Origin of the sequence: Bradyrhizobium sp. DOA9, assembly GCF_000617845.2 — a bacterium.
Lineage (GTDB): Bacteria > Pseudomonadota > Alphaproteobacteria > Rhizobiales > Xanthobacteraceae > Bradyrhizobium.
Genome location: NZ_DF820425.1, coordinates 1,877,377 through 1,897,040, shown reverse-complemented (window position 1 = coordinate 1,897,040; position 19,664 = coordinate 1,877,377). Strand labels below are relative to the sequence as shown.

The window sequence follows — 19,664 nt, the reverse complement described above, 5'->3', positions numbered from 1 at the left end:
AGCTAACCCCCAGAGAAACTTAACCTAATCCCACCAGCAGGCGGATGGCGGCAGGCGTGACGCCGGCCGCGCGCAATTCGCGCAGACCGGTCGAGCGGCTCGATTTCGACAGCTTCCGACCCGCTTCATCGCGAATCAGCCGGTGATGGCGATAGGCCGGCTCGGGCAGGCCGAGCAGGACCTGGAGCAGGCGGTGGACTGCGGTGGCGTAAAACAGGTCCTGCCCCCGCACGATCTCGCTGACGCCCTGGAGCGCGTCGTCGACGACAACCGAGAGGTGGTAACTGGTCGGCGTCTCCTTGCGGGCCAGGATGACATCACCCCAGGCCTCCGGCTGCGCCGGGACGATGCCGCGCGCGCCATCCGGCCCCGCGCCGAGCTCGTTCCAGCTCAGGCCGGTGGCCCGGCGGCAGGCAGCCGCCATGTCGAGCCGCAGTGCATAGGGCGCGCCCGAGGCGATCAGCTGCGCGCGCTCGTCAGCCGAGAGTAATTTAGCCTCGCCCGGATAAAGCGGCGCGCCGTCGGGATCGCGCGGCCACGGCCCGTCGGCCTCGCGCGCCGCCACCAGCGTTGCGATCTCGGCCCGGCTTTCGAAGGCGGGATAGACCAGACCGAGCGCCGAGAGCTTTTCCAGCGCAGCGCGATAATCGGCGAGATGTTCGGACTGCCGCCGCACCGGCGTCTCCCAGGCAATTCCGAGCCAGGCGAGATCCTCGTAGATCGCCGTCTCATAGTGCGGCCGGCAGCGCGTCGCGTCGATGTCCTCGATCCGCAGCAACAACCGCCCGCCTATCTTTCGCGCGCAATCGAAGTTGAGCAGCGCGGAACAGGCATGGCCGAGATGCAGGAAGCCGTTCGGGCTCGGGGCGAATCGGAAAACGGGTGGCATCGATTCTCGCAAGACTTGTCATTGCCGGGCTTGACCCGGCAATCCATCCTCCAAGACTCTGTTACGATAGGAGATGGATGCGCGGGTCAAGCCCGCGCATGACGAGTTGAAAGACCATGACCATCCACCTCGAAGCCCAGTCCGATCTCGAAGAGGCCGTTCACGCGCTGGTCAAGCGCGATCCGCGCCTCAAGCCCGTGCTCGAGATCGCGGGCATGCCGGCGTTGCGGCGGCGCGAGCCGGGCTTTACCGGGCTCGCGCACATCGTCTGCGGGCAGCAGCTCTCCACCGCGAGTGCCGCGGCGATCTGGGGACGTCTGTCGGCGGCGTTCGATCCGTTCGATCATGAGGCGGTGCGCCGCGCCCGCACCGACCGGCTGGGACGGCTCGGCCTCTCCGCCGCCAAGATCAAGACGCTCAAGCATCTCGCCCGCGAGATCGCCGCGCAGCGGCTGAACCTCGACGTGCTCGCGGAGGAGGATGCCGACGCCGCGCATCACACCCTGATCGCGCTGCCCGGTATCGGCCCCTGGACGGCCGACGTCTACCTCTTGTTCTGCCTCGGCCACGGCGATGCCTGGCCGGCAGGCGACCTCGCCGTGCAGGAAGGCATCCGCATCGGGCTCGGCCTCAAGGCGCGGCCGACCGAGAAGCAGATGGCGCCGATCGCCGAGCCCTGGCGTCCTTTGCGCGGTGCGGCGGCGCATCTGTGGTGGAGTTATTACCGCGCGGTGAAGAAACGAGAGGGCGTGCTCGCGGGATCGGGCTAACCGCGCAGCCGCGCGCGGTCGGTCCGGGCGCATTCGGCGACGAATTCGATCACGGCGCGCACCGCCGGGAGCTCGACGAGGTCGGGATGGGCCAGCAGCCACAGATCCGCGACGCTGGCGAGCTTCTGCGGGGCGACGCGCACGAGATCGGAATAGGCTTCGGCGACGAAGCACGACAGCGCGGAGATTCCGATGCCGGTGCGGACTGCCGCCAGCATGTCGCCTTGCGACGAGCAGCGCATCACCACCCTGGCCTGGCGCGTGACGACGTCGCTCCAGCGCGCAAGCTGCACATTGGAGGTCTGGTCGGCGAAGCCGATAACGCTGTGCTCCTTCCAATCGCCGCGCCGTTCAGGCAGCGGCCGCCAGGCGGCATAATCGCGCGAGGCATAGAAGCCTGTGCCGAGACGGCCGATCTTGCGGCCGACCAGGTTCTCCTCCCCGCTGTCGAAGGGCCGCAGCACCACGTCCGCCTCACGCCGGCGCACGCTCGCCGGAAACGGATGGGTGATGATCTCGAGCTGGATATGATCGTGCGCATTCAGGAAAGCCGGCAGGCGCGGCATCAGCCAGTGCGAGGCCAGCGTCGCGCCGATCGACAGCTTGACGATGCCGCGCGCCTTGTGTCCACCGGCCGCCACTGCGGTCTCGGCCCGCAGCGCCGCGGCCGCCATGGCCTCGGCGTGCTCGCGCAAGATCCGTCCATCCGCGGTCAGCGCCAGGCCATCGGCGGCGCGCGCCACCAATCTTGTGCCGAGTTGGGCTTCCAACGCCGCGATCTTGCGGCTGACGGTGGGATGGCTGGTGTGCAGCCGGCGGGCGGCGGCCGTGAAGCTGCCGGTATCGGCGACCGCGACGAAGGTCTTGCAAAGGTCCCAATCCATCGACAGCCACCTGTTCATACCTGAATGGTTGTCCGTTCATTATTGAACGGCCGGGCCGCGCCGTCCAACCCTATAATGTGATCAAATCCGCGGCGATGGGTAACCCATCCGCCCGCGCGACAATCAAAACGGAAACGCCTCGTCATCCCGCCCGACGGCGGGGCCGCGTTTCGGGAGGACATGATGGCACTGCCCACTCTCTTGAAGGATTCGCTCGAGCTGCCCGTGGTGGGCTCGCCGCTGTTCATCGTCTCCGGTCCGGAACTGGTGATCGCCCAGTGCAAGGCGGGCGTCGTCGGCTCGTTTCCCGCGCTCAATGCACGCCCGGTCGAGAAGCTCGGCGAATGGCTGAGTCGGATCGAGGACGAGCTCGGCGAATACAAATCGCGCAATCCCGGCAAGAAGGTCGCGCCCTACGCCGTCAACCAGATCTGCCATGCCTCCAATGACCGGCTGATGAAGGACATGGAGACCTGCGTCAAGCACAAGGCGCCGATCATCATCACCTCGCTGCGGCCGCCGGCGGAGATCGTCGAGGCCGCGCATTCCTATGGCGGGCTGGTGTTCCACGACGTCATCAACGTCAAGCACGCGCGCAAGGCCGCCGAGCAGGGCGTCGACGGGCTGATCCTGGTCTGCGCCGGTGCGGGCGGACACGCCGGCACCTTGTCGCCCTTCGCGCTGGTGCGCGAGGTCAAGCAATGGTTCGGCGGCGCGATCCTGCTGTCGGGCGCGATCAGCGACGGATTCGGCATCGCCTCCGCGCTGACGCTGGGCGCCGACCTCGCCTATATGGGCACCCGCTTCATCGCGACGCAGGAAGCCAATGCCGACGAGGCCTACAAGTCGGCGCTGACGCAGCACGCCGCGCACGACATCGTCTACACCAACCTGTTCACCGGAGTGCACGGCAATTATCTCGGCCCCTCGATCGCCGCGGCCGGCCTCGATCCGGACAATCTCCCCGCCGCAGACAAGACGAAGATGAATTTCGGCTCCGGCGGCAACATGAAATCCAAGGCCTGGCGCGACATCTGGGGATCGGGCCAGGGCATCGGCCAGATCACCGATGTTCCTCCCGTCGCGGAGCTCGTCGGCCGCATGAAGCGTGAATTCGATCAGGCGGGGCAGGATTTCCTGATGCGCGTCAGCGCCTGACGCGTGGTCCGACAACAGGATTGGACTGGCAACACAAACGGGAGGACATCATGAAGCTTGCAGCCGCATTGATCGGCCTGTCCCTGCTGGCGCTCGCCGGCGGCGGCGCCCATGCCGAGGGCAGCGACGAGATCCGCATCGGACAGACCCTGCCCTATAGCGGCCCGGCGTCCGGCTTCGGCGCGATCGGCCGGACGCAGGAGGCGTTCTTCGAGAAGATCAATGCCGAAGGCGGCATCAACGGCCGCAAGGTCAAGTTCATCACGCTGGACGATGCCTATTCGCCGCCGAAGACGGTCGAGCAGACCCGCAAGCTCGTCGAGCAGGACGAGGTGCTGATGCTGTTCGGCTCGCTCGGCACCGCCACCAACAGCGCCGTGCAGCGCTACCTCAACGGCAAGAAGGTGCCGCAGCTGTTCGTGCTCTCGGGCGCCACCAAATGGGCCGATCCGCAGAAATATCCGTGGACCATGCCCGGCATGGCCGCCTACGAATCCGAGGGCGTCGTCTATGCCAAGCACGTCTTGCGTACCAAACCCGGCGCCAAGATCGCCATCCTCTCCCAGAACGACGATTTCGGCCGCGACTATGTCGCCGGCTTCAAGCGCGCGCTCGGCGATAAGGCAGCAAGCATGATCATCGCGGAGCAGACCTACGAGACCAGCGCACCGACGATCAGCTCACAGCTCTCGACCCTGAAGGCGTCGGGCGCCGACGTGCTGTTCGGCGTCGTGCTCGGCAAGTTCACCTCGCAGATGATCAAAGGCGTCGCCGAGCTCGGCTGGAAGCCCGAGCTGTTCTTCGTGCCGACCTCGGCCTCGTCGATCTCGTTCCTGGAGCCGGCCGGGCTCGACAACGCCGTCGGCCTGATCTCGTCGAGCAACCAGAAGGACACGATGGACCCGCAATGGGCCGCCGATCCCGGCGTGAAGGAATACTTCGCCTTCATGAAGCAGTACATGCCGAATGCGGACCTCTCCAACTCCAACTATGCGGCCGGCTACCATTACGCGACGCTGCTGATGACGGTGCTGAAGGCGTGCAAGGACGATTTCAGCCGCGACAACATCCTGCGCCAGGCCGCCTCGCTGAAAGAGGTGAAGCTGCCGCTGCTGCTGCCCGGCATGTCCGTCACGACCGGCCCCGACGACTATCTGCCGTTCCAGCAGCTGCAACTGCGGCGCTTCAACGGCAAGAGCTGGGTCGGCTTCGGCGACGTGCTGGACGATCGCTAGAATCGAACGGAATAGGACCGACCATGATCATCAGCGGCGAACGCCGGATCGGCTATGACGAGATCCAGACGCGCATCAGACGCGCGGCGAGCGGGCTGCGCGCCCTCGGCCTTGCCGAAGGCGCGCCGGTCGCCATGATGCTGCGCAACGACTTCGCCTTGTTCGAGGTGGTCGCGGCCTCGGCCGCACTGGGCAGCCCCGTGGTGCCGATCAATTGGCACCTGAAGGCCGAGGAGGTCCGCTACATCCTGACCGACAGCGGCGCGAAGATCCTGATCTGCCACGCCGACCTGCTGCCGCAAATTCGCGGCGGCATTCCGGAGGATGTCCGCCTGCTCGTGGTCGCAACCCCGCCGGAGCTGGCGACGACCTTCGCCATTCCCCATGAACTGACGGGGGTCCCTTCGGGCCTCACCGATTGGGACCGCTGGCGCGACGGCTACACCGAAACCCAGGAGCCGCCGCGCCGCGCCGCGGCGATGATCTACACATCGGGGACCACGGGCATGCCGAAGGGCGTGCGGCGCATGCCGATGCGGCCGGAGCAGGCCGCCGCCTCCGAGCGCGTCGGCGCGATCGCCTACGGCATCAAGCCGGGGGAGGGCCAGGTGGTGCTGATCAACGGGCCAATGTACCACTCGGCGCCGCATTCCTACGGCATGATGGCCTTCCGCAACGGCTGCACCATCGTGCTTCAGCCGCGCTTCGACGCCGAGGAGCTGCTGGCGCTGATCGAGCGCCACCGTGTGACGCATATCCACATGGTGCCGACCATGTTCGTCCGTCTGCTGCGCCTGCCCGACGCGGTGAAGCAGCGCTACGACCTGTCGTCGCTTCGCTTCGTCGTGCATGGCGCGGCGCCCTGCCCGCCCGAGGTGAAGCGGGCGATGATCGAATGGTGGGGACCGGTCATCAACGAATATTTCGGCTCGACCGAGACCGGCATCCCGGTCTGGCACTCGGCGGAAGAGGCGCTGAGAAAGCCCGGCACGGTCGGCCGCGCCATCGAAGGCGGCATCGTCAAGATCTTCCGCGACGACGGCAGCCTCTGCGGCGCCGGCGAGGTCGGCGAGATCTACATGCGACAGACCGCGGTGCCCGATTTCGACTATCACGGCAAGGCGCAGGCGCGTGCCGAGGCGGGCCGCGACGGTCTCGTCAGCGTCGGCGATGTCGGCTATCTCGACGAGAACGGCTATCTTTTCCTGTGCGACCGCAAGCGCGACATGGTGATCTCCGGCGGCGTCAACATCTACCCCGCCGAGATCGAGGGCGTGCTGATCGCGATGCGTGGGGTGCGCGATTGCGCCGTGTTCGGCATTCCGGACGCGGAATATGGCGAGCGGCTATGCGCCTGCATCGAGCCCGAGACCGGCGCGCAGCTGTCCGCCGGCGCGGTTCAGGCTTTCCTGCGCGAGCGGCTGGCCAACTTCAAGGTGCCGAAGGAAATCCAGTTCCTGGATGCGCTGCCCCGCGAGGCAACCGGAAAGATCTTCAAGCGCAAGCTGCGCGATCCCTATTGGGCGAACCACCGCTAACGGGGCGCGAACGAACAGCGTTTAAAACTATGTTGCGGTTGCAAACGACGCGCCCATGACCGATGAGATGCCGGCACGGACACGAGCCGGGATCGACATCATGACAGCCGCCGATTTCATCGTTGCGCGCGGCGATTTCGAGAATTGCAAGACGATCGCGACGGAGCTGCCGGCGGCGGAGGCGCTGCCGCAAGATGCCTTGCTGGTAAAAGTCGACCGCTTTGCGCTGACCGCCAACAACATCACCTATGCCGTGCTCGGGAACGAGCTGAAATACTGGCAGCTGTTTCCGGCACCAAGCGGCTTCGGCAACATTCCGGTATGGGGCCTCGGCGAGGTGATTGCCTCGAGACATCCGAATGTGCCCATCGGCGAGCGCCTGTTCGGCTACTTCCCGATGGCGACGCATCTCGTCATCGAGGCCACCGATGTCAGCAAACGCGGCTTGCGCGACGGTGCCGCGCACCGGCAGGGCGTGGCCCCGGTCTACAACGCCTATGCGCGCGTCGGCGGCGATCCCGCCTATGCCGGGCGGCACGGCGATTACCAGGCGCTGCTGCGGCCGCTGTTCATGCTGTCGTTCATGGTCGACGACTTTCTCGCCGAGAACGACGACTTCAGCGCGCGAACCGTGCTGCTGTCGAGCGCCTCGAGCAAGACCGCGTTCGGGCTCGCGCATCTGCTGCACACGCGCGGCCGCAAGGTGATCGGGCTGACATCGGCTGGAAACACAGGCTTCGTGACGTCGCTCGGCTGTTATGACGAGGTCATCACCTATGACCGCGTGACGTCGTTGCCAACGGAGGCGCCGGTCGCCTTCGTCGACATGGCGGGCAACAGCGCACTGCGGGCCGCGCTGCACCGGCATTTCGGCGAGCAGATGAAATGCTCGGTGCGCGTCGGCTTGACGCATCGTGCCACCGAGGCCGACGAAGGCGAGCTGCCCGGCGCAAAGCCGCGCTGGTTCTTCGCGCCCGACCAGATCCGCAAGCGTGCCAAGGAATGGGGACCGGGTGGTATCGAGCAGCGCTTTGGCGCGGCATGGTCCGGCTTCGCGCCACTGCTGGAGAGATGCCTGACCGTCGTCGAGAGCCGCGGACCCGAGGCGGTGCGGCAGGTCTATCTCGACACGCTGAAGGGCCGCATTCCGCCGGAGCAGGGCCACATGCTCTCGCTGCTCGGGTAAGGCGCTTTCGACGACCCGAGAACCGGTATAGCGTTCGATCTCGAGGAAACGCCGCGAAGACGGCCATGAGGTCGCACATGCTGGACCGGACGCAGGATATTTCCATCGCCGCACAGGCCTGGCTCGACGACTTCGAGCGCGCCTTAAGCAGACCTGATCCCGCGACGCTGAACCCGCTCTTCCTAGCCGATGGCTTCTGGCGCGACGTGCTGGCGCTGAGCTGGAACCTGCAGACTGTCGAGGGCCGCGAGGCGATCACGCGGGAGCTGGCGGTGCGCGTGCTCCAGGCGGCGCCGACGAATTTCAGGATCGCTCCGAACCGGGCGCCGCCGCGCTGGGTGACGCGGGCCGGCACCAACTGCATCGAGGCGATCTTCAACTTCGAGACCGCGCTCGGCCGCGGCAGCGGCATCGTGCGGCTCGTGCCTGATACTGCCGACGGCGACCGCCTGAAGGCATGGACGCTGCTGACAGCGCTCGACGAGCTCAAGGGCTTCGAGGAACAGCTCGGCACCTCGCGGCCGCGGGGCCAGGCCTATTCGCGCGACTTCCGCGGGCCCAACTGGCTCGACCAGCGCAACGCCGCGCGCGCCTATGCCGACCGCGACCCGGCCGTGCTCGTGGTCGGCGGCGGCCAGGCCGGGCTCGCCATTGCCGCGCGGCTGAAGCAGCTGAAGGTCGACACGCTGATCGTCGATCGCGAGACGCGGATCGGCGACAATTGGCGCAAGCGCTATCACGCACTGACCCTGCACAACCAGGTGCAGGTCAATCACCTCCCCTACATGCCGTTTCCGCCGAGCTGGCCGGTCTATATCCCCAAGGACAAGCTCGCCAACTGGTTCGAGGCCTATGTCGATGCGATGGAGCTGAACTTCTGGACCGGCACCGAGTTCGAGGGCGGCGCCTATGACGAGGCGAGCGGCCACTGGACCGTCACGCTGCGGCGCGCCGACGGCAGCAAGCGGACCATGCATCCGCGCCATGTCATCATGGCGACGGGCGTCAGCGGCATCGCCAACATCCCGGACATTGCGACGCTCGACAATTTCAAGGGCACGGTCGTGCATTCCAGCCGCTACGAGGACGGCGAGAGCTGGACCAGCAAGCGCGCGATCGTCATCGGCACCGGCAACAGCGGCCACGACATCGCGCAGGATCTTCATTCCAGCGGCGCCGAGGTGACGCTGGTGCAACGCTCGCCGACACTCGTGACCAATATCGAGCCGTCGGCGCAGCTGGCCTATGCGACCTACAATGAAGGTACGCTCGAGGACAACGATCTGATCGCGGCCTCCATGCCGACGCCGCTCGCGAGGAAGACGCATGTGATGCTGACCGAGCAGTCGAAGCAGCTCGACAAGGAGCTGCTCGACGGCCTCTCGCGCGTCGGCTTCAAGCTCGACTTCGGCGAGGCCGGCACCGGCTGGCAGTTCAAATACCTCACCCGCGGCGGCGGCTACTACTTCAACGTCGGCTGCTCAAACCTGATCGTCGAGGGCAAGATCAAGCTCAGGCAGTTTTCCGACATCGAAAGCTTCAACGCCGAGGGCGCGCGGATGAAGGACGGCTCGATCATTGCCGCCGACCTGATCGTGCTATCGACCGGCTACAAGCCGCAGGAATATCTCGTGCGCAAGCTGTTCGGCGACGGCATTGCCGACCGCGTCGGCCCGATCTGGGGGTTTGGCGACGGCTTCGAGCTGCGCAACATGTATGCGCGCACCAGGCAGCCCGGCCTCTGGTTCATCGCCGGCAGCCTGGCGCAGTGCCGCATCAACTCGAAATATCTCGCGCTCCAGATCAAGGCGATCGAGGCGGGGATTCTGGCAAGTGCTGGGGCTTGCCGTTGAGCCCAGCTTGAGCAACACCGTCATTGCGAGCGCAGCGAAGCAATCAGACTGTCTCCGCGGAAAAATTCTGGATTGCTTCGCTACGTTCGCAATGACAGCATGGAGACAGCAACGCAACGCCGATAGGGAATTGAGGGAAGATACAAATGCCAGCCATTCTCGGCAGAGGCGAGCACCGTTACCGCGTCGTCGACAACTTCGCGAAATTGCCGGATGGCTGGCAGCTCACCGACGTCGCCGCGGTCGCGGTCGACAGCAAGGACCGCGTCTACGTCTTCAACCGCGGCGCCCATCCGATGGTGGTGCTGGACCGCGAGGGCAATTTCCTGCGCAGTTTCGGCGAAGGCCTGTTCTCGCGCGCGCACGGCCTGCACATCGACGCCGACGACAATCTCTATTGCACCGACGACGGCGACCACACGGTGCGCAAATGCACCACCGACGGCAAGGTGCTGCTGACGATCGGCATTCCCGCAAAGCCGGCGCCGTTCATGAGCGGCGAGCCGTTCCACCGCTGCACCCACACCGCGCTGTCGCCGAAGGGCGAGATCTACGTCTCCGACGGCTATGGCAATGCGCGCGTGCACAAGTTCACGCCGGACGGCAAGCTGATCAAGAGCTGGGGCGAGCCGGGCACCGATCCCGGCCAGTTCAACATCGTGCACAATATCGCCACCGATGCCGACGGCTGGGTCTATGTCGCCGATCGCGAGAACCACCGCGTCCAGGTGTTCGACGGCGACGGCAAGTACGAGACGCAGTGGAACAATCTGCACCGGCCCTGCGCGCTGTGCTGCTGCGGCGGGGCCAAGAGCCCGACCTTCGTGATTGGCGAGCTCGGCCCCGGCCTTGCCATCAATCGCAATGTACCGAATCTCGGCCCGCGGCTGTCGATCGTGGACGCCAGGGGAAATCGCATCGCGCGGCTCGGCGGCGAGGAGGGGCCGGGCGTCGCCAGCGGCAAATTCCTGGCACCGCACGGCATCGCGCTGGACTCGAAGGGCGATATCTATGTCGGCGAGGTCGGCGTCACCAACTGGGAAACCAGCTTTCCGGACCAGGAGATGCCGGCCGCGGTGCGCGCGACGCGCTGCCTGCAGAAGCTGGAGCGGGTACCGGAATGAGGCATCGGCGCCGGCCCGGCGGTTCCGGGCCAAGTCTCGCCAGACCCTCCCCAATCACGGCGTTTTTGGGCACTTCGCCACCCCGCCGCCGCATTGACCGCGGCTGAATAAGTCGCTCAACGGGCTTCACAATCCCGTCACGCTGCATGTAGTATGTCACTACATGCTGCTTCGCAGCGTATATTGGAGGCCGGGAGCGTTACTTGAACGCACATGTCTCGCAAGGCAGTTGGCCGGTGTTGGTGCTGAATGCGGACTTCCGGCCGCTGAGTTACTACCCACTGTCGTTGTGGTCGTGGCAAGACGCGATCAAGGCGGTGTTCCTCGACCGCGTCAACATCGTCGCACATTACGATCAGGCGGTTCGAAGTCCAACGCTGGAAATGCAGCTGCCCAGCGTCGTCTCGCTCAAATCCTTCGTCAAGCCGACCACCCATCCGGCCTTCACCCGTTTCAACGTCTTCCTGCGCGATCGTTTCGCCTGCCAATATTGCGGCTCGCCCGAGGACCTCACCTTCGATCACATCATCCCGCGCAGCAAGGGCGGCCAGACCACCTGGGAGAACGTGGTCGCGGCGTGCTCGCCGTGTAATTTGCGCAAGGGCAACCTCACGCCGGCCCAGGCCAAGATGTTTCCGCGCCAGACGGCGTTCGCACCGACCGTTCACCAGCTCCACCGCAACGGCCGCCTCTTCCCGCCGAACTATCTGCACGACAGCTGGCTGGATTATCTCTATTGGGATACCGAGCTGGATCCGTAAGGGCGAGCCGGCGCGCTCTGCTGCGCGAAAGGCTGACGATCGCCGGCTTCGCGCTCGACGAAGGGTCGGCCCCTCTTCGACGGCCCGACAGAAGATCCGTCAAACATACGTTCCGGCCGCTTGATCCAAATCAACAGACCGTTCCCCTGCTTGGCTAAACATGCCGTTGCGTAGCCCTTACTACGCGGCCCCATCCAAGCCGTCGGCTTCCCCAAGGCTGGCGGCTTTCTTTTGTCCGCCTCCCGTTAGCTCGGCGCCCGCATTGATCCGGGCAATTACGTAGGCCGGGCTGAATTTGCGCCTGATCAAACAGCCATGGCTCTCGGTCTACTTAACTTGCGTTAAGTTATCAGAAGGCGCCTATGCTGGTGAATATCAATACCCATCGACCGCCCATCGACGGACACCTCGCTGCTCTTGCTGGCGAGCGCGCGCCTTGCAGTGAGTATAGATATCGCAAAGGCACCGAGATTTTCGGTGAGGGCGAAGAAGCTGAATACGTCTATCAGATCACCGCGGGAGCCGTCCGGACACACAAGCTGCTCACAGACGGTCGTCGCCAGATCAATGCGTTTCATCTGCCGGGGGACATGTTCGGATTCGAGAACGGGAGCAATCACCGCTTTACAGCCGAAGCCATCATCGAAACGGACGTCCGTATCATGAGACGCGGCAGCATCATCGAGGCAACCAAGAATCGGACGGGTGGCACAAGGAGCCTTCTGAGACTGGTTACCCAAAACCTCCAGCACGCCGAAAACCACATGCTCCTGCTGGGACGAAAGACTGCGCCGGAACGGGTTGCCACGTTCCTGGTCGAGATGGACGCGCGACTGGGCCATCCTCAACTTATGACCCTTCCCATGAGCCGCCGCGACATTGCAGATTATCTCGGCCTTACGTTGGAGACTGTTTCGCGCGCTTTATCCAGGCTTCGGGACCAAAACTTGCTCCGGTTCGAGGGGACGACACAAAGACGGATCGAACTGCTTCGGCGCGAGGAACTTGCAGAGCTAGGCCCATGACCTTCAGCGGGGCACCAGTCCAGATATTCGGGGGCTTGCGCGGTCTGCTATCCCCGCTGCAACGCCAGCGTCACGCCGCCGAGCGTGAGCGCCATCGCCGCCCATTCGCGGTAGCCTAGCGGCTCGCCCAGAATGATCGCGGCGGAGATCACGCCGATTACGGGCACGATCAGCATGCCGGTCGAGGCCGAGGTCGGTGGCAGGCGGCGCAGCGTCTCGAACCAGGTGACGTAGCAGAGGCCCATCGGCACCAGCGTCATATAGACGAAGCAGCCGAGCCCCAGCGGGGTGATCGCGGTGATGTCGGGGCGCTCGAACAGCACGCCGAGGACCAGCATCGTGGCGCAGCCGAGCCCGACCTGCCAGGCGACGACGACCAGCGGCGGCATCGGCAGCGGCTTGCGATTGAGCACGTTACCGAGCGCGAACAGGATGGCGCAGAGCAGCGCGAGCACAATGCCGGCCAGCTTGTCGGTGCTGAACGCAAGACCGTTGCCGCTCAGGAGCAGCGTGACGCCGGCAACGCCGAGGACGAGACCGAAAATGTCCCGTCGGGCCGGCCGCGTGTGCAGGACCGGCCAGGCGAACAGCATCGCCCAGATCGGCATCGTATAGGCGAGCAGCGCGCCCTCGCTCACGGTCACATATTTCATCGCGACCGTGCCGAGACCCATCCAGGCCAAGACGTTGGTGAAGGTCGCAAACAAGAGCCGCGGGACCGCCTCGCGCGGAACGGCGAAGGATTCCTTCCGGCTCAGCACCAGGGTGCCGAGAATGAGCGAGGCGCACACGCCCGCAAGCCCGCGCGCGAACAGAGGCGGCCATTGCTGCAGCAGCAGCTTCATCAGCGGCCAGTTCAACGCCCAGCCGAACGCCGTCACGCAGAGGCAGAGAGAGCCGATCGTCCTGTCCCGTCGCGGCGTGTCCATACCCGGCGCTTAGCAGGCCGGCGCCGGCCGATCCACCTCGGCCGGTGCATGCGGGCCATCGCGTAGAACGGAACCGGACCGCCTGGCGGCCGTTCAAATGGGAGCCCACGCGTCGATGGGTGCCGCAGCACAACCCAGGGAGGCCATCATGCCCGCAGCTGAGAGAGACCATGTCTACAAGATCCTGGACCTGGTCGGATCGTCCGAAACCTCGATCGAGGACGCGATCCAGAATGCCATCAGCCGTGCCTCGAAGACCATTCGCGAGATGAAATGGTTCGAGGTGGTGCAGACGCGCGGACACATCGAGAACGGCGCCGTCGGTCATTATCAGGTCACGCTGCGCGTCGGCTTCACGCTGGAAGGATGACGACGTTCACCAGCCCGTTCATCTCGCGATCGACAACGCCTGAGAGATGGCGGCGGCACGATTGCGATTGGAATCCTCACCAGTGCACGCGGCTCGTCGGTCGAACGGCGCGGGTCCCACTCTGCGCATGGAAGGCAGGCCGTATGATGTGCCCAGGGTCTCAGCGAATCGGGATCCATGCGCGTCGCCGACAAGTTGCATCAATTTCGATCGACAGCCGCGCCCCCCTATCTCGCTTGCGCACCGATTTCGGAATGGCTACATCCAAGCGCGACATTGGCTTGCCGCCGATCTCGAGAAATCAGTGCATGCGGTCTTCCGCATCAAGGGAATGTGAACGGGACTGTTTTGAACGGAAGCACGGCGGCGGACATCCCGGGGCGCGGTCCGGAGGCGCTCGCACAACTGCGCACCATGACGGCCGATATCTGCGAGGTCATTCCGCATACCGCGGAGGAGGACTTCCATGTCACTACGGTGACAATGATGACCCGCAATGCCTTGCTGATCGACACGCGCGTCACGGATCAGGATTATGACCGCACGCCCGCGCACGTCGCCCGCGGCGTCATGGATCATTTTCAGATCACCCTCTGCGTCGAGGGCCAGATGCGGTTCAGCTCGGGCCGGCGCGAGGTCTCGCTGCGGCCCGGCGACATCGTTCTCATCGACATGGCGCAACCGAACCGGACCGAACTGCGCGGAGGCGGCGGCCGCACCCGTCTGATGACGATCATCCTGCAGCGCGCGATGCTGGCGCCGCGGCTGGCCCATCCGGACTCGGCGACGGCAACCCTGCTGCCGTCGGATCACCCTCACGCACGGCTGCTCGCCAGCCACTACGCCGCGCTCGCCCTGCCACACGAATCCGCGACTGAAGCCTGGGCCGGCCAAGCCGAAGCCACGGTCGAGGCGATCGCCGATCTGGTGGCCGCCGCGGCCGGCGGAACAGCCGAAATCGTCGCCGGCCTCGAGCGCGCCGAGCGGCATCTCTATCTCACGATGATCAAGCGCCGCATCGCGAACAACCTCGAAACCGATGCGCTCACCACCGAAGAGCTCTGCCGCCACTTCCAGATCTCGCGCGCGACCCTTTACCGGCTGTTCGAGGCCGATGGCGGGCTTGCTCACTATGTGCGGGAGCAGCGGCTCAATCTCGCGTTTCGGCGCCTGCTATCGCCGGCCGCACAGGACGGCCGCCGCCTGATCGAACTCGCCGTCGACATGCGCTTCAGCAGCGATTCCACCTTCATCCGTGCTTTTCGCCGCAAATTCGGTCTGACGCCGGGCGAATTGCGGGAATTGGCCGACACATGGCTCCGAGAGACCGGAGCGGTGCCCGCCGTCGACACGGTGCTGCACCAGCTGGCCCGGCAGCGCGCATCGCAGCCCTAGCGAGCGCCTTCCGGATTTGTCGCCCGCATTCCGGCAGGATATGACTCCGGTCACGGCCGAATGTTCGGCCGATCCGCGAGCGCCGCCGTGACTGATGCCATCAAGCTCGTCCTCTTCGACATGGACAACGTGCTCTGTGCCTACGACCGGCCGGCGCGCGTCGCCTATCTGGCGGAGCTCGCGGGAACGACCCGTGAAGCCGTTCACGCGGCGATCTGGGACAGTGGCTTCGAGGCGCTCGGCGATTGCGGCGCGCTCGATGCATCGAACTATCTGCGCGGCTTCGGCAAACGCATCGGCTACCCGCTGTCGTTGGAGGAGTGGGTCGAGGCGCGGCGCCGCTCAATGCAGGCGGATCGCGCAATGCTGGAAATTGCCAGCAGCTTGCGCAACACCGTCGAGATTGCAATCCTGACCAACAATACCACGCTGGTCGCCGACCGCATCGACGCGCTGCTGCCGGAGTTGCGTCCACTGTTCGGCCCGCGGATCTACGCCTCGGCCCGGTTCAAGACGGCCAAGCCGGACCCGCGCTGCTATCGCCTCTGCCTGTCGGAGCTCGACGTAAGGCCGGAGACCGTCCTGTTCGTCGACGACCTCGCGGCCAATGTCGCAGGCGCGCGGGAGGCGGGCCTGCGCGCGCATCATCACACGTCCGTGGAGGCTTTCAGGCAGGCCCTTTCGGAATATGGCCTGCCGCCCGACTGAACCTGCGTTTCGTCAGGCCAGATGGCACGCCACGAAGTGCCCGCCCGCGCCCTCCTTCAACACCGGTGCGCTTTCCGCACAGCGCGGCTGGGCGATCGGGCAGCGGGTGTGGAAGTGACAGCCGGACGGCGGCTTCATCGGGCTTGGCACGTCGCCCTTGAGGCGGATGCGCTCGCGCTTCAGCTTGGGATCGGGCACCGGCACCGCCGACAGCAGCGCCCTGGTGTAGGGATGCTGCGGGTTGCGGTAGAGGTCGCTGGCCTTGGCGAGCTCGACGATGCGGCCGAGATACATCACCGCGACGCGGTCGGAGATGTGCTCGACCACCGAGAGGTCGTGCGCGACGAACAGATAGGTCAGGTTCAGCTCGGCCTGAAGGTCCTCCAGGAGGTTGATGACCTGCGCCTGGATCGACACATCGAGCGCGGAGACCGGCTCGTCGCAGACGATCAGCTTCGGCTCGACCGCGAGCGCGCGGGCGATCACGATGCGCTGGCGCTGGCCGCCCGAGAATTCATGCGGATAGCGCCGCATGTGCTCGGCCTTGAGTCCGACCTTGACCAAGAGGCCCGCGACGCGCTCCTCGCGCTCTTTCGGGGAGGAGGCGAGATTGTGGATGGTGAAAGCCTCGCCGAGAATGGCCCCGACCGTCATGCGTGGATTGAGCGAGGCGAACGGATCCTGGAACACCAGCTGCATGTTCCGCCGCATCGCGCGCAGATCGTTGCCGCCGAGCTGGCGCACGTCGCGGCCGTCGAACACGACCTCGCCGTCGGTCGGCTCGATCAGGCGCAGCACGCAGCGTCCGGTCGTCGACTTGCCGCAACCGGATTCGCCGACGAGACCGAGCGTCTCGCCGCGATTGACCGAGAACGACACGCCGTCGACCGCATAGACGGTCCCGACCTGGCGCGACAAGAGGCCGCCGAGCACAGGGAAATGTTTCTTCAGGCCGCTGACGCGGAGCAAGGGCTCGCTCATGCCGCGGCTCCCAGGTTCGGATCGCCGAGATGACAGGCCATGCGGTGACCGGGAGCGATCTCGCGCAGCAGCGGCTCCTTCTCGGTGCAGACATTCATGGCGAACTTGCAGCGCGGCGCGAAGCGGCAGCCGACCGGCGGATTGATCAGGATCGGCACCGAGCCACCGATCGCCTCGAGCCGCGTCTTGTGCTCGCTGTCGAGATCGATGCGCGGGATCGAGCGGATCAGGCCTTGCGTATAGGGATGGCGGGGATCGCCAAACAGCTCGTCGACGGGCGCCTCCTCCACCACCTTGCCGGCATACATCACGACGACGCGCTGCGCCGTCTCCGCGACCACGCCCATGGCATGGGTGATCAACATCACCGCCATGCCGAAGCGCTCCTTCATGTCCTGCAAGAGGTCGAGGATCTGCGCCTGGATAGTGACGTCGAGCGCGGTGGTCGGCTCGTCGGCGATGATCAGCTTCGGCTTGCAGGCGAGCGCCATCGCGATCATCACGCGCTGGCGCATGCCGCCGGAAAACTGGTGCGGGTAATTGTGCACGCGGCCTTCGGCATTGGGAATCTGCACCAGCTTCAGCATCTCGATGGTGCGTTCGAGCGCCTGCTTCCTGGTCACGGGTTCGTGGCGCCGCAGGCTCTCGGCGATCTGCTCGCCGATCGTGAGCACCGGATTGAGCGAGGTCATCGGCTCCTGGAAGATGAAGCCGATCTCCTTGGCCCTGATCTCGTCGAGCTGGTTGCTGGTCAGCGGCACGAGATCGCGGCCCTCGAAGATGATCTGGCCCGCGGCGATCCGGCCGGGCGGCATCGCGATCAGCTTCAGGATCGACATCGCGGTGACGGTCTTGCCGCAGCCGGATTCACCGACGACGCAGAGTGTCTCGCTCTTGTTGATGGAGATGTCGACGCCGTCGACGGCCTGGAGGATGCCGTCGTCGGTGGAGAAATGGGTTTTCAGGCCCTTGATCTCGAGCAGCGGCGCCATCAGATCACCCGTCGCGCATCGAGCGCGTCGCGCAGACCGTCGCCGATGAAGTTGATGGCCACCACCGCGACGAAGATCGCGCCGCCCGGAAACAGCGCCCAGTGCGGGCCGATGTCGAGAAAATCCTTGGCGTCAAACAGCAGCCGGCCCCAGGTCGGGGTATCCGGCGGGAAGCCGAGGCCGAGAAAGGACAGCGTCGATTCCGCGATGATCGCCGCGGCGACGTCGATGGTGCCGGCGATGATCACCGGGCCGACTGCATTGGGAAGGATGTGCCGCACCACCTGCCGCACCGGACTGGCGCCGAGCGCACGGGCGGCTTCGACGAACTCCTTCTCGCGGAGCGACAGGAACTGGGCACGCACCAGCCGCGCCACCGGCATCCAGCGCAGGCCTCCGATCACGAGCACGATCAGGATGAAGATGCCGCCTTCGGGCCCGAACACCTGCTTCAGCCCGTCGCGGAACAGATAGATCAGCAGCAGCAGCAGCGGCAGCTGCGGCAGCGACAGGAACAGGTCGGTGAGCCACATCAATCCGTGTCCGAGCGCGCCGCGCGACATACCGGCGAGCGCGCCGATCACTGTGCCGATGATGACAGCGACCAGCATCGCCGCGAGCCCGACCGCGAGCGAGATGCGGCCGCCATAGATCATGCGCGCCAGGATGTCCTGGCCGAGATCGTCGGTGCCGAAGGGATGGGCGAGCGACGGACCCTGCAGGCCCGCGACGATGTCGATCTCGTTGATCTTGACACGCCACACGAACGGCCCAAGCACGACGGCGAGCACCAGGATGAGGAGCAGGACAGCGCTGACCACCGCGAGCCGGTGGCGGCTGTAACGCCGCCACGTCTCGCGCCAGGGCGAGTAGACGCGCCGCTCAGCGGAGGGAGATGCGAGGGTCAAGCCAGCCATAAAGCACGTCCGCGATGAGATTGAACAGCACGACGAGGCACGCGAAGACGAAGGTCACGGCCATCACCACCGGCGTGTCGTTGGAGAGGATGGAGGAGATCAGCAGCGAGCCGATGCCGGGAATGCGGAAGATCTGCTCGGTGACGATGGCGCCGCCGAACACCGCGGGCATCTGCAATGCGATCAGCGTGACCACGGGGATCATGGCGTTGCGCATCACGTGCTTGATGATCACCGTGGTCTGGCCGAGGCCCTTGGCCCGCGCCGTGGTGACGTAATCGAGCCGGATGACGTCGAGCATCGCCGACCGCACGAAGCGCGTCATCGACGCCGCCTGGAACAGGCCGAGCACCGCCACCGGCATGATCGCCTGACGGATCATCTCCAGCACCCAGCGGATGCCGGTGGCCTTGATGTCGGTGGTGTAGACGAAAGGCAGCCAGTCCAGCGTGACCGAGAAGATCAGGATGAACAGGATGCCGGTGAAGAAGGTCGGCAAGGAGAAACCGACGAAGGCGAGCGTATTCGCGATCTGGTCGAACAGCGAATACGGCCTGGTCGCGGCATAGACGCCGACCGGAATCGCGATCAGCAGCGCCAGGATCTGCGCCGAGCCGATCACGTAGAGCGTGGCCGGCAGGCGCTGAAGGATCAGCGTGTCGACGTTCATCCGGCTGACGAAGGAGAAGCCCCAGTCGCCGTGCAGCATGGCGTTGAGCCAGTGCAGGTAACGAAGGTAGATCGGATCGTCGAGACCGAACTTGGCCCGAAGCGCAGCCTGCACTTCGGGCGGCACGTTCGGGTTGGTGGCCAGCTCGGAGAACGGATCGCCGGGCGCGAGCGCGAGCACGACGAACAGCACCAGCGAAATCGCCAGCAGGCTCGGAACGGCAATCAGGAGGCGACGCAGGACATACTGACTCATAGGGAAAAATCCCGTCTAGCCCGC

19 protein-coding genes are annotated in these 19,664 nt (G+C 65.5%); 12 read left to right on the top strand and 7 right to left on the bottom strand.

Annotation, left to right across the window (positions count from 1 at the left end; genetic code table 11):
- Positions 1-19 precede the first annotated feature (19 nt).
- Positions 20-889, bottom strand: coding sequence for a tRNA glutamyl-Q(34) synthetase GluQRS (gene gluQRS / locus BDOA9_RS08760; protein WP_025033563.1), 870 nt, complete (start codon positions 887-889; stop codon positions 20-22).
- A gap of 116 nt (positions 890-1,005) precedes the next feature.
- On the opposite strand from gluQRS, the gene BDOA9_RS08755 reads away from it, so the two are divergent.
- Positions 1,006-1,659, top strand: coding sequence for a DNA-3-methyladenine glycosylase family protein (locus tag BDOA9_RS08755; protein WP_025033562.1), 654 nt, complete (start codon positions 1,006-1,008; stop codon positions 1,657-1,659).
- Here the strand turns inward: BDOA9_RS08755 and BDOA9_RS08750 are convergent.
- Positions 1,656-2,543 (bottom strand): LysR family transcriptional regulator, encoded by an 888-nt coding sequence (locus BDOA9_RS08750; protein ID WP_025033561.1) that lies wholly within the window; start codon positions 2,541-2,543, stop codon positions 1,656-1,658. The genes BDOA9_RS08755 and BDOA9_RS08750 overlap by 4 nt on opposite strands.
- A 183-nt stretch (positions 2,544-2,726) precedes the next feature.
- Between BDOA9_RS08750 and BDOA9_RS08745 the strand changes: the two genes are divergently transcribed.
- The 8 genes from BDOA9_RS08745 (at position 2,727) to BDOA9_RS08710 (ending at position 12,423) form a co-directional block, all read left to right on the top strand.
- A complete protein-coding gene (locus tag BDOA9_RS08745; RefSeq protein WP_025033560.1) occupies positions 2,727-3,701 on the top strand; it encodes an NAD(P)H-dependent flavin oxidoreductase in 975 nt (324 codons plus the stop codon).
- A gap of 50 nt (positions 3,702-3,751) precedes the next feature.
- Entirely contained in the window at positions 3,752-4,936 is a 1,185-nt protein-coding gene (locus tag BDOA9_RS08740) for an ABC transporter substrate-binding protein (protein WP_025033559.1), read from the top strand.
- 23 nt (positions 4,937-4,959) lie between these two features.
- Positions 4,960-6,474: an acyl-CoA synthetase gene (locus BDOA9_RS08735; RefSeq protein WP_025033558.1), complete on the top strand. Its 1,515-nt coding sequence runs from the start codon at positions 4,960-4,962 to the stop codon at positions 6,472-6,474.
- 100 nt (positions 6,475-6,574) lie between these two features.
- Positions 6,575-7,660, top strand: a complete 1,086-nt coding sequence (locus BDOA9_RS08730) for a DUF2855 family protein (RefSeq protein WP_025033557.1) — start codon at positions 6,575-6,577, stop codon at positions 7,658-7,660.
- A gap of 77 nt (positions 7,661-7,737) precedes the next feature.
- On the top strand, positions 7,738-9,513 hold the full coding sequence (locus BDOA9_RS08725) for a flavin-containing monooxygenase (RefSeq protein WP_025033556.1): 1,776 nt from the start codon (positions 7,738-7,740) through the stop codon (positions 9,511-9,513).
- A gap of 146 nt (positions 9,514-9,659) precedes the next feature.
- The gene (locus tag BDOA9_RS08720; protein WP_025033555.1) at positions 9,660-10,637 is read left to right on the top strand and encodes a peptidyl-alpha-hydroxyglycine alpha-amidating lyase family protein; all 978 of its coding nucleotides are present in this window, start codon (positions 9,660-9,662) and stop codon (positions 10,635-10,637) included.
- Positions 10,638-10,840: 203 nt separating this feature from the next.
- Positions 10,841-11,398, top strand: a complete 558-nt coding sequence (locus BDOA9_RS08715) for an HNH endonuclease (RefSeq protein WP_025033554.1) — start codon at positions 10,841-10,843, stop codon at positions 11,396-11,398.
- A gap of 362 nt (positions 11,399-11,760) precedes the next feature.
- A complete protein-coding gene (locus BDOA9_RS08710; protein WP_025033553.1) occupies positions 11,761-12,423 on the top strand; it encodes a helix-turn-helix domain-containing protein in 663 nt (220 codons plus the stop codon).
- Positions 12,424-12,470: 47 nt separating this feature from the next.
- Here the strand turns inward: BDOA9_RS08710 and BDOA9_RS08705 are convergent, their stop codons facing one another.
- Positions 12,471-13,352 (bottom strand): DMT family transporter, encoded by an 882-nt coding sequence (locus tag BDOA9_RS08705; RefSeq protein WP_025033552.1) that lies wholly within the window; start codon positions 13,350-13,352, stop codon positions 12,471-12,473.
- A gap of 148 nt (positions 13,353-13,500) precedes the next feature.
- On the opposite strand from BDOA9_RS08705, the gene BDOA9_RS08700 reads away from it, so the two are divergent.
- From BDOA9_RS08700 to BDOA9_RS08690, 3 genes are all read left to right on the top strand, one after another.
- Entirely contained in the window at positions 13,501-13,722 is a 222-nt protein-coding gene (locus BDOA9_RS08700) for a dodecin (protein ID WP_025033551.1), read from the top strand.
- A 348-nt stretch (positions 13,723-14,070) separates the two neighbouring features.
- Positions 14,071-15,117 carry a helix-turn-helix domain-containing protein gene (locus BDOA9_RS08695; protein ID WP_025033550.1) on the top strand — a complete coding sequence of 349 codons (1,047 nt, stop codon included), beginning with the start codon at positions 14,071-14,073 and terminating at the stop codon, positions 15,115-15,117.
- A gap of 60 nt (positions 15,118-15,177) precedes the next feature.
- Positions 15,178-15,825 carry an HAD family hydrolase gene (locus BDOA9_RS08690; RefSeq protein WP_052363074.1) on the top strand — a complete coding sequence of 216 codons (648 nt, stop codon included), beginning with the start codon at positions 15,178-15,180 and terminating at the stop codon, positions 15,823-15,825.
- A gap of 12 nt (positions 15,826-15,837) precedes the next feature.
- Here BDOA9_RS08690 and BDOA9_RS08685 read toward each other — a convergent pair whose 3' ends face one another.
- The 4 genes from BDOA9_RS08685 to BDOA9_RS08670 are packed head-to-tail and all read right to left on the bottom strand — an operon-like array spanning position 15,838 to position 19,640.
- Positions 15,838-16,806, bottom strand: coding sequence for an ABC transporter ATP-binding protein (locus BDOA9_RS08685; RefSeq protein ID WP_025033548.1), 969 nt, complete (start codon positions 16,804-16,806; stop codon positions 15,838-15,840).
- Positions 16,803-17,798 (bottom strand): ABC transporter ATP-binding protein, encoded by a 996-nt coding sequence (locus BDOA9_RS08680; RefSeq protein WP_025033547.1) that lies wholly within the window; start codon positions 17,796-17,798, stop codon positions 16,803-16,805. Before BDOA9_RS08680 ends, BDOA9_RS08685 begins: the two co-directional genes overlap by 4 nt.
- Positions 17,798-18,715, bottom strand: a complete 918-nt coding sequence (locus BDOA9_RS08675; protein WP_025033546.1) for an ABC transporter permease — start codon at positions 18,713-18,715, stop codon at positions 17,798-17,800. Before BDOA9_RS08675 ends, BDOA9_RS08680 begins: the two co-directional genes overlap by 1 nt.
- Positions 18,681-19,640 (bottom strand): ABC transporter permease, encoded by a 960-nt coding sequence (locus tag BDOA9_RS08670; RefSeq protein WP_025033623.1) that lies wholly within the window; start codon positions 19,638-19,640, stop codon positions 18,681-18,683. The genes BDOA9_RS08675 and BDOA9_RS08670 overlap by 35 nt, the downstream gene beginning before the upstream one ends.
- Positions 19,641-19,664 lie beyond the last annotated feature (24 nt).

What these genes read in the sequence shown, in the direction of transcription:
- gluQRS (WP_025033563.1), bottom strand. Translation starts at nt 889, where the DNA reads ATGCCACCCGTTTTCCGATTCGCCCCGAGCCCGAACGGCTTCCTGCAT.
- BDOA9_RS08755 (WP_025033562.1), top strand. Translation starts at nt 1,006, where the DNA reads ATGACCATCCACCTCGAAGCCCAGTCCGATCTCGAAGAGGCCGTTCAC.
- BDOA9_RS08750 (WP_025033561.1), bottom strand. Translation starts at nt 2,543, where the DNA reads ATGGATTGGGACCTTTGCAAGACCTTCGTCGCGGTCGCCGATACCGGC.
- BDOA9_RS08745 (WP_025033560.1), top strand. Translation starts at nt 2,727, where the DNA reads ATGGCACTGCCCACTCTCTTGAAGGATTCGCTCGAGCTGCCCGTGGTG.
- BDOA9_RS08740 (WP_025033559.1), top strand. Translation starts at nt 3,752, where the DNA reads ATGAAGCTTGCAGCCGCATTGATCGGCCTGTCCCTGCTGGCGCTCGCC.
- BDOA9_RS08735 (WP_025033558.1), top strand. Translation starts at nt 4,960, where the DNA reads ATGATCATCAGCGGCGAACGCCGGATCGGCTATGACGAGATCCAGACG.
- BDOA9_RS08730 (WP_025033557.1), top strand. Translation starts at nt 6,575, where the DNA reads ATGACAGCCGCCGATTTCATCGTTGCGCGCGGCGATTTCGAGAATTGC.
- BDOA9_RS08725 (WP_025033556.1), top strand. Translation starts at nt 7,738, where the DNA reads ATGCTGGACCGGACGCAGGATATTTCCATCGCCGCACAGGCCTGGCTC.
- BDOA9_RS08720 (WP_025033555.1), top strand. Translation starts at nt 9,660, where the DNA reads ATGCCAGCCATTCTCGGCAGAGGCGAGCACCGTTACCGCGTCGTCGAC.
- BDOA9_RS08710 (WP_025033553.1), top strand. Translation starts at nt 11,761, where the DNA reads ATGCTGGTGAATATCAATACCCATCGACCGCCCATCGACGGACACCTC.
- BDOA9_RS08705 (WP_025033552.1), bottom strand. Translation starts at nt 13,352, where the DNA reads ATGGACACGCCGCGACGGGACAGGACGATCGGCTCTCTCTGCCTCTGC.
- BDOA9_RS08700 (WP_025033551.1), top strand. Translation starts at nt 13,501, where the DNA reads ATGCCCGCAGCTGAGAGAGACCATGTCTACAAGATCCTGGACCTGGTC.
- BDOA9_RS08690 (WP_052363074.1), top strand. Translation starts at nt 15,178, where the DNA reads ATGTTCGGCCGATCCGCGAGCGCCGCCGTGACTGATGCCATCAAGCTC.
- BDOA9_RS08685 (WP_025033548.1), bottom strand. Translation starts at nt 16,806, where the DNA reads ATGAGCGAGCCCTTGCTCCGCGTCAGCGGCCTGAAGAAACATTTCCCT.
- BDOA9_RS08680 (WP_025033547.1), bottom strand. Translation starts at nt 17,798, where the DNA reads ATGGCGCCGCTGCTCGAGATCAAGGGCCTGAAAACCCATTTCTCCACC.
- BDOA9_RS08675 (WP_025033546.1), bottom strand. Translation starts at nt 18,715, where the DNA reads ATGGCTGGCTTGACCCTCGCATCTCCCTCCGCTGAGCGGCGCGTCTAC.
- BDOA9_RS08670 (WP_025033623.1), bottom strand. Translation starts at nt 19,640, where the DNA reads ATGAGTCAGTATGTCCTGCGTCGCCTCCTGATTGCCGTTCCGAGCCTG.